The following is an 8,052-nucleotide window of genomic DNA, read 5'->3' as shown; positions in this document are numbered from 1 at the left end:
GGGGAGCCCGTCCGCCCCGCCGGTTAGCCGCCGCCGGTGTCCGAGCGCCCCCTAGCCGCGGCCGGGCCTGGCGGGGGATTTCTTCCGGACGCCCGGATTCAGGTCGACGAACATCCACTTCAGGAACAGCTGGATCAAGGGTCCGATGGCCAGGACGAACACCAGGGTGCCGAGGCCCACGACGCCGCCGAGCAGCCACCCGGCGAGGGTTGCCGCTGCTTCAATGCCGGTGCGGACTATCCAGACCTGCCAACCGGTCGCGGCGTGCAGGCCGGTCATCAAGCCGTCCCTGGGTCCGGGTCCGAGGCCTGCCCCGATATACAGCGCGCTGGCCGCCGCCAGCAGGACCAGTCCGGCCGTGAACGAGAGGACCTGCGCGGCCAGGTGATCCCAAACCGGGATGAGCAGCAGCCCGAAGTCGGCGAAAAACCCCACGAGGATGGCGTTCGCGACCGTTCCCGCGCCCGGCTTTTGCCGCAGCGGGATCCACAACAGCAGCACGGCCGCGCTGATCGCCACCGTGGCCCAGCCGAAACTGATGCCCGTGGCCTTGGCGACGCCCTGGCTGAGCACATCCCAGGGGGCCGAGCCAAGATTGGCCCTGATCATCAGCGCGATGGCGATCCCGTAGGCGAAGAGGCCGGCCAGCAGCCGCAGCGTCCGCAGGGACAGCCGATTGCTGGTCAGCAGGGTTCGCATGGCCGGTTCCGGGGTGCGCGGCAGGGCGCGGTGTTCAGCACTGGATCATCCTATCCGGCAACGCACCCAGGCCCGCGGGACGGCCTATCTGGTCACAACTTGGCCACGAAACGCCTCGTAGCGTCCGGAAGTGACGGATTTCACTCCGCCGCGCGTCGTCGTCGGGCATGATGGAGGTACTAAGGGCACCGGCAGCCCGCGGTTTCATGCATGCGTGCAAGAGGCAGGCTCGGGAGACGGCGGCTGCTCCAACATCAGGGGGTACTGATGATCGAATGGCTCGTCGCCAACAGCTGGGTCCTCTGGCTGGCCGTGTTCCTGATCCTGGCCATCGTCGAAATGATGACGCTGGACCTGTTCTTCATCATGATGTCCTCCGGGGCGCTCGTGGCCCTGTTCGCGGCACTGCTCGGCCTGCCCTTCTGGATGCAGGTGGTCATCTTCTGCGTGGTCGCGTTGCTGATGGTCCTTTTCGTCCGACCGGTAGCGCTGCGGCATCTGCGCAGCGGACCGCGGGACCTGGCTACCAACGTTGACCGGCTGATCGGCGAATCGGCGATGACCCTCGAATCCGTCACCGATCATTCCGGCGTCGTGAAGATCGGCGGCGATACGTGGTCGGCCCGGTCGGCGGACGGCTCGCCCATCCCGGCCGGCCAGCGCGTTTCGGTCGCCCGGATCGAGGGGGCGACCGCCGTCGTGACTCCGCAGCGCGCGGACGGGCCGCTGCCGGCCCAGTAAGACCCGGGCGGGCATCGTGCCGGCACCGTGACCCACTGAAACCACTCTTAGAGGGGAACTATGGATAGCAATATCGGAATCTGGATCGTGCTGCTGGTCCTGATCGTCTTCGTCGTAATCGTGCTCGTCCGCGCCGTGCGGATCATCCCGCAGGCACGGGCGGGCGTCGTGGAACGGCTGGGCAAGTACCAGCGCACGCTGAACCCCGGGTTGACCATCCTGATCCCCTTCGTGGACCGGCTGCTGCCGCTGCTGGATCTGCGCGAACAGGTCGTGTCCTTTCCCCCGCAGCCGGTCATCACCGAAGACAACCTGGTGGTCTCCATCGACACCGTCGTCTACTTCCAGGTGACCGATGCCCGCGCCGCGACCTATGAGATCGCCAACTACATCCAGGCAGTGGAGCAATTGACCACCACCACGCTCCGCAACGTGGTGGGCGGCCTGAACCTGGAAGAGGCGCTCACCTCACGCGACCAGATCAACGGCCAGCTCCGCGGCGTCCTGGACGAGGCGACCGGGCGCTGGGGCATCCGCGTCTCCCGCGTGGAACTCAAGGCGATTGACCCGCCCCACTCCATCCAGGACTCCATGGAAAAGCAGATGCGGGCCGAGCGCGACCGCCGGGCGGCCATCCTGACGGCTGAAGGCACCAAACAGTCCCAGATCCTGACGGCCGAAGGCCAGCGCCAGGCGGCCATCCTCGCCGCCGAAGGCGACGCCAAGGCAGCGATCCTGCGTGCCGACGGCGAGGCCCAGGCAATCCAGAAGGTGTTCGACGCCATCCACAAGGGCAACCCCACACAGAAGCTGCTGGCCTACCAGTACCTGCAGACGCTGCCCAAGATCGCCGAAGGCGAGTCGAACAAGCTCTGGATCATCCCCAGCGAGGTGGGCGAGGCGCTCAAGGGCATCGGCAGCCTGCTGGGAACGGCCACCCCGGACAGCGAGACAGCCCCGGCCGCCTCAACAATCGGCAGCGAGCTGCGCGGCTGACACAGCAGAAAACAGGCACGGGGCCGGGAGCCCGGAGCGTCAGCCGGTCGGATGCTCCGCGCCCCGGCTTCGGTTTACCCGGGACCGCCGCCCGGACTATAATGGGTGGTTTGCCGGGAAGTTGCCGCCTACAACCATCCTTGACGCAGGCGGGATTCGCGTTATCATCGCGGCCGGGAACAGACGGCCGCCCGCCGACGTTGAGAGTGTTAGCGAGCCATCGCGGACGCGGTCCAGCCGCCTGTCCGCCACAAGACAAGAGGGAGAGATCATGAGCGATCGTAGCCTGCGGGGTATGCGCCTCGGAGCGCAGAGCATGGAGACTGAATCCGGTGTTGAACCGGCTCCGCGCCAGCGCGTTGAGTACCGTTGCGAGGACGGCGAGCAGGTGTTCGTGACCTTTGCCGCAGAAGCCGAGATCCCCCCGGTATGGGTTTCCAAGTCGGGGAAAGAAGCACTCCTGGTCAACGGAGAAAAGCCCGTCGACCCGAATGCCAAGCCGGTGCGCACCCACTGGGACATGCTGCTGGAACGCCGCAGCGTTGAGGAGCTCGAACAGATCCTCGAGGACCGCCTGACCAAGCTGCGCGAACGCCGCGGGGAACGGCGCACGGCTTAAGGCCTGACAGCCCCGTCCTTAAAGAGAGGGAGCGCGCCCGCCGGGGCGCGCTCCCTCTCTTTGTGCCGTGGGGTTGTGTGCGGTCGCGGTCAGCCTTTGCGGGCGCGGAGTCTCCGCCACTTGTCCGCGATCCCCCACTTGGTGACCAGCAGGATGGACTCCAGCACGATGCCGCCGCTCATTTTCGAGTCGCCGTATTCGCGTTCGACGAAGGTGATCGGCACTTCACGGACCGCCAATCCTGCCTTCAGCGTCTGCCAGGTGAGGTCGATCTGGAAGCAGTAACCAACCGATTCCACGCTGTCGAGATCGATGGCGCGCAGGGTCCCGGCCTTGAAAGCGTTGAAGCCGCCGGTGATGTCCCGGATAGCCACGCCGAGCATGAGCCGGGAGTACAGGCTGCCGGCCAACGAGATGGCCTTGCGGTGGAGTGGCCAGTTGACGACCTTCCCGCCCGGAATCCACCGCGAGCCCTTGACCATGTCCGCGCCGCCATCGAGTGCGCCCAGTAACCTGGTCAGTTCCTCGGGCTGGTGTGAGCCGTCGGCGTCCATCTCCACCAGGACGTCGTACCCGGCGTCAAGCCCCCAGCGAAAGCCGGCGATGTAGGCGGCGCCCAGCCCCGCTTTCCCTTCGCGGTGGAGGACATGGATGGCGGAGTCATCGGCCGCCAGCCGATCGGCCAAGGTTCCGGTGCCATCCGGGGAATTGTCGTCGACCACCAGGATGTCCGAGCCGGGTACGGCGGTGCGAAGGCGGGCTACTGTCTTCGGGAGGGACTCGATCTCGTTATACGTCGGGATGATGGTGACGACCCGCACTCAGTGGCCTTTCGAACGTTGTGCTGCAAACCGCAGATTTCCTCGTGCCGGAGATACCCGGAGGCTTCCGCATCGACGGTCCAGTATAGGCCATGAGTTTGTACCGGAGGCCGGCGGGCACGCCCGGCCGCGCGGCCTGAAGGTGAAAGGAAGGGTAGGTCCACACGCCTTCGGGCCACGAAAGCAAACCTGTGGGGGAACGCAGACATGTTTTCTACTGACGTGCGGACCTACCCCGGAAGTGCCGGTTCGTCAAGGGACGTCGGGCGCAACCGCCCGCAGGCAGGTGCCGCCAGCAGCCTCTCTCCCCGGCACGGACCGGTATCCGCGAAGAAATACCGGCCCATTGAGAGTTCAGCCTACTGGTTGTGCGGGATGTGTCAATACCGCTCTGACCTGCGGTTTTGTCCATACCTGCACGTCAGAGCGGGGCTCCCGGCGGTCGAAAGTTCTCGAAATCAAACAAATCGTTCAGATTTTTCCGCGACCGCCGAAAACGGAACTACCTCAGGAGCCGTCATAAATGGTTACTCCATTCATCACCGTGCGGACACACACCGGCAACCTGCCACTGTCCAGGGAGGGCAGCATCGGCGTGCCCGCACGCGCATCGGTGCTCCAAGCGGACACCCGCGAGTCGGGAGTCTGGATGGAAAGTTCGTCCGCGTCCCAGACGGCGAACGTCGCGGGAGTACCCGGAGCCAGCTGGCCCTCCATGGGGTTCCGTTCGCCCGCGGCCCGCCAACCGGCCCTGGTGTGCGCCAGGAACGCCGCCCGGGCGGAGATCTGCTCGGACCGGTTATGGTGCTCCAGGCACGCCTTCACGGCGGCCCACGGGCTTTGTTCCGTGACCGGGGCGTCGGACCCGATCGCGACCGGAACGCCCGCAGTCTGCAACGTTCCCACCGCGTTCATGGCGAGTGCAGACTCGGCGCCCAGCCGCGTGGCATACATGCCTTCCGCCCCGCCCCAATAGGCGTCGAAGAGCGGCTGCATGCTGGCGGTCACCCCGTGCCGGAGCATCCGCTCCAGCGCCCCCTCGGGGACCATTTCCACATGTTCAAGGCGCGGGCGGGCCGACCGTACCGCCGCGTCCCCGACGCGTTCGGCGGCCAGGTCCAGGGCGTCAAGCACCCGCAGCAACCCGGCATCGCCAATCACGTGGAAACCCGCCTGGATGCCCTGCTCCGCTGTCAGTTCCACATGCCGCGCAGCAGCCTCGGTGTCGAGATAGAGCGTCCCGTGCTCCCCCGGGAGGTCGGCGTAGCCCGCACTGACGGCCGCCGAATGCGATCCGACGGACCCGTCCATGGTCAGGTCCCCGCCCAGCCCCCGCAGGCGGCCGGAGAAGTAGTGCACCGTTTCCTTGACCTGTTCGGCGGAGGTCATCAGCTCCCCCCAATACGGCAGGATCCTCGGCCCGGGCTCGGCATCGCCGAGTTCGAGCAGCGCCAGCAGGTCCTCGGCGGGACCCAGCTGCGGGGCAGCCATTTCCGTGACGGCGACGTACCCGCGGGACGCAGCGTGCCGCAGGGCCAGACGCTGGAGCTCTTCGCGCCGGCCGGATGCAGGGATCTGGACCGCGGCCCGGGCCCGTGCAAGGGCCGGCCCGCTGGCCGTCCCGGTCTCCGACCAGCCGGGCAACTCCGAGAGCGACAGGCGGGTCGCCAGCGCGGCCGAGACGGCCGCGGAATGGACATCCACCCGCGTCAGGAAGACATCCGCCCCGCCCGACGCGCGATCCAGTTCGGCGGCGGAGGGGGCGCGGTTCTCGGGCCAGCGGGTTTCGTCCCAACCGTGGCCCAGGACGGGGCCGCCGTCCTGCCGGGAAGCGGCGGCGACGGCGTCGAGCAGTTCCACCAGCGACGCGCAGCCGGTCAGGTCGAGCGAGGACAGGGCGAGCCCCGTCTGCGTCACGTGGGCGTGCGCGTCCACGAAACCGGGCGCCACCAGGCGTCCATCGAGGTCGACCACCCGCATGCTGCCGTCGGCAATGGACGTCGCGGCGTGCTCCGACCCGATCCAGGCCACGGTGCCGCCGTCGACGAGCATCGCCGTGGCGTACGGGTCGGCGGCGCTGTAGACGCTGCCGTTGCGGTACAGCGTAAGGCCCGTGGCAGCGGGCAGGACAGATTCGCTCATGGAAATCCTTTCAGAAGGTGGTGTGCGCGCGGTAGCCGGGCTATTCGGCCACGGCGGCGTAGGCGACGACGCCCCGGCGGACCAAGCCAATGGCTTGCCTGCCGCGGGCCGCGAGCTGAGGATCGAGGGCGGGCACTTTGATCAGCTGGTCCAGCAGGTCGATCACCTGCTTGGCCCACCGGACAAAGTCGCCGGCGGCCAGGTCCGTGCCCTTGAGCGCGGTCTGCAGGGACCGGCCGCTGGCCCACTTGTACATCGGCCAGGCGAGTCCGAGCTCCGGCTCGCCGGTGAGCGGCAGCCGGTGCTGTTCCTCAAGATCGGTCAGCTGCGACCATTCACGGACGGCGATCATGACCGACGCTTCCATGGCGGCCGAGGGCATCTTGGGCCGGATGCCGGCCTCTTCCCGCTTGGCCTGGTACACGAGGCAGGACACGAAGGCCGCCAGTTCCGCGGCGGTGAGCCCGGCGAAGGCGTCCTGCTCCAGGCACAGCGCCACCAGCAGGTCACGGTCGCCGTAGATGCGCCGCAGCCGTTCCCCGGCGGGGCTGATGGCGACACCGTCGCCGCCGGTCTCCAGGTAGCCATAGCTGTCCAGCACCTGGCAGACCCGGTCGAAGGTCTTGGCGATGGTGTTGGTGCGGCCCTGGATCTGCGTCACCAGCTGGTCGGTTTCCTTGCGGAGGTTCCACCAGCGCTCCGCCCAGCGGGCATGGTCTTCCCGGTCGCTGCAGCCGTGGCAGGGGTGGGCCTTGAGTTTGCGGCGCAGGTCGTTGATCTGCCGCTCGGCCTGGGTCCCGCCGGGAACGATGAAGTCACGGTGCTCGCTCCCCCGCCGCGGCGGGCGCTTGTCGTGCAGCGCATTGCGCAGCGAGGACGCCAGGTCGCGGCGTTCCTTGGGGCTGCGCGCGTTGAAGGTCTTGGGGATCCGGATGGTGGAGAGTACCTCCACCGGGCCCTGGAAGTCGTCGACGGAAATGCGGCGGATGTGCTTCTCCTGGGTCAGCACCGTGGGGCGGGGCTCGCGGGCGGCTTCGTCCCGGTCCAGCACCACGGCGTAGCCGAGGTTCCGGCCCGCCGAAATGTCGATGATGTCGCCGCGGCGCAGGCGGTCCAGGGACGATGCCGCCGCCGAGCGCAGGTGCCGGGACTGGGTGCGGGAGGCGCGTTTCTCGACCTCGTTCAGGTCCCGGCGCAGGCGGGCGTATTCGTTGAAGTCGCCCAGGTGGCAGCTCATGGCCTTCTCGTAGCCTGCCAGCGACTCTTCCCGGCTGCGCACCTGCTTGGCAAGGCCCACCACGGAGCGGTCGGCCTGGAACTGCGCGAACGAGGTTTCCAGGATCTCCCGGGCCGGGCCGCGGCCAAACTGCGCGATCAGGTTGATGCTCATGTTGTAGGTGGGCCGGAAACTGGAGTTCAGCGGATACGTCCGCCGCGACGCCAGGCCGGCTACGGCTCCCGGATCCGTGCCGGGCTGCCAGAGCACCACGGCATGGCCTTCGACGTCGATGCCCCGCCTGCCGGCGCGGCCGGTGAGTTGCGTGTACTCCCCTGCCGTGATGTCGACGTGCGCCTCGCCGTTGAACTTGTCCAGTTTCTCCAGCACCACCGTCCGCGCCGGCATGTTGACGCCCAGCGCCAGCGTCTCCGTGGCGAAAACGGCGCGGACCAGGTTGTCGGCGAAGAGCTTCTCGACCACTTCCTTGAACGTCGGCAGCATGCCGGCGTGGTGGGCTGAAAAGCCGCGGGACAGGCCTTCGCGCCAGGTCCAAAAGCCCAGCACGTCCAGGTCCTCTTCGGCTATGTCCTGCACGGCCTCGTCCACGCGGCGGACGATGACGGCGCGTTCCTTTTCCGTGGTGAGCAGCAACCCGGATTCCAGGCACTGCTTCACGGCGGCGTCGCAGCCGTTGCGGGAGAAAATGAACGTGATGGCCGGCAGCAGTCCCTCGCTGTCGAGCTTGGCGATGACCTGCGGCCGGCTGGCGCGCCGAATCCGGGTCAGCGCCTGCCGCGGGGGTTCGGGCGCGCGCC

7 protein-coding genes are annotated in these 8,052 nt (G+C 67.7%); 3 read left to right on the top strand and 4 right to left on the bottom strand.

Going from position 1 to position 8,052, the window contains the following annotated elements:
• Window positions 1–51 precede the first annotated feature (51 nt).
• On the bottom strand, window positions 52–699 hold the full coding sequence (yczE, locus tag AC5RUJ_RS07325; RefSeq protein WP_493999731.1) for a membrane protein YczE: 648 nt from the start codon (window positions 697–699) through the stop codon (window positions 52–54).
• Between the two features lie 267 nt (window positions 700–966).
• On the opposite strand from yczE, the gene AC5RUJ_RS07320 reads away from it, so the two are divergent.
• The 3 genes from AC5RUJ_RS07320 (at window position 967) to AC5RUJ_RS07310 (ending at window position 3,055) form a co-directional block, all read left to right on the top strand.
• On the top strand, window positions 967–1,440 hold the full coding sequence (locus AC5RUJ_RS07320; RefSeq protein WP_493999730.1) for an NfeD family protein: 474 nt from the start codon (window positions 967–969) through the stop codon (window positions 1,438–1,440).
• Window positions 1,441–1,500: 60 nt separating this feature from the next.
• The gene (locus tag AC5RUJ_RS07315) at window positions 1,501–2,436 is read left to right on the top strand and encodes an SPFH domain-containing protein (RefSeq protein WP_494013994.1); all 936 of its coding nucleotides are present in this window, start codon (window positions 1,501–1,503) and stop codon (window positions 2,434–2,436) included.
• Window positions 2,437–2,707: 271 nt separating this feature from the next.
• The gene (locus tag AC5RUJ_RS07310; RefSeq protein ID WP_493978444.1) at window positions 2,708–3,055 is read left to right on the top strand and encodes an RNA polymerase-binding protein RbpA; all 348 of its coding nucleotides are present in this window, start codon (window positions 2,708–2,710) and stop codon (window positions 3,053–3,055) included.
• Between the two features lie 89 nt (window positions 3,056–3,144).
• On the opposite strand, the gene AC5RUJ_RS07305 is transcribed toward AC5RUJ_RS07310, so the two are convergent.
• The 3 genes from AC5RUJ_RS07305 to AC5RUJ_RS07295 all read right to left on the bottom strand — a co-directional run.
• On the bottom strand, window positions 3,145–3,876 hold the full coding sequence (locus AC5RUJ_RS07305) for a polyprenol monophosphomannose synthase (RefSeq protein ID WP_493999728.1): 732 nt from the start codon (window positions 3,874–3,876) through the stop codon (window positions 3,145–3,147).
• Between the two features lie 507 nt (window positions 3,877–4,383).
• Window positions 4,384–6,018 (bottom strand): amidohydrolase, encoded by a 1,635-nt coding sequence (locus tag AC5RUJ_RS07300; RefSeq protein WP_494074491.1) that lies wholly within the window; start codon window positions 6,016–6,018, stop codon window positions 4,384–4,386.
• Window positions 6,019–6,058: 40 nt separating this feature from the next.
• The coding region (locus tag AC5RUJ_RS07295; RefSeq protein ID WP_494155717.1) for a DEAD/DEAH box helicase at window positions 6,059–8,052 on the bottom strand (1,994 nt) is incomplete at its 5' end.

The organism is Arthrobacter sp. Y3223164 (assembly GCF_059091005.1).
The sequence above is the reverse complement of the archived record's forward strand: the minus strand, read 5'-3'. Positions and strand labels throughout refer to the sequence as shown.

Excerpts from the sequence above, each read along its gene's own strand:
- yczE (WP_493999731.1), bottom strand. The coding sequence starts at position 699 with ATGCGAACCCTGCTGACCAGCAATCGGCTGTCCCTGCGGACGCTGCGG.
- AC5RUJ_RS07320 (WP_493999730.1), top strand. The coding sequence starts at position 967 with ATGATCGAATGGCTCGTCGCCAACAGCTGGGTCCTCTGGCTGGCCGTG.
- AC5RUJ_RS07315 (WP_494013994.1), top strand. The coding sequence starts at position 1,501 with ATGGATAGCAATATCGGAATCTGGATCGTGCTGCTGGTCCTGATCGTC.
- AC5RUJ_RS07310 (WP_493978444.1), top strand. The coding sequence starts at position 2,708 with ATGAGCGATCGTAGCCTGCGGGGTATGCGCCTCGGAGCGCAGAGCATG.
- AC5RUJ_RS07300 (WP_494074491.1), bottom strand. The coding sequence starts at position 6,018 with ATGAGCGAATCTGTCCTGCCCGCTGCCACGGGCCTTACGCTGTACCGC.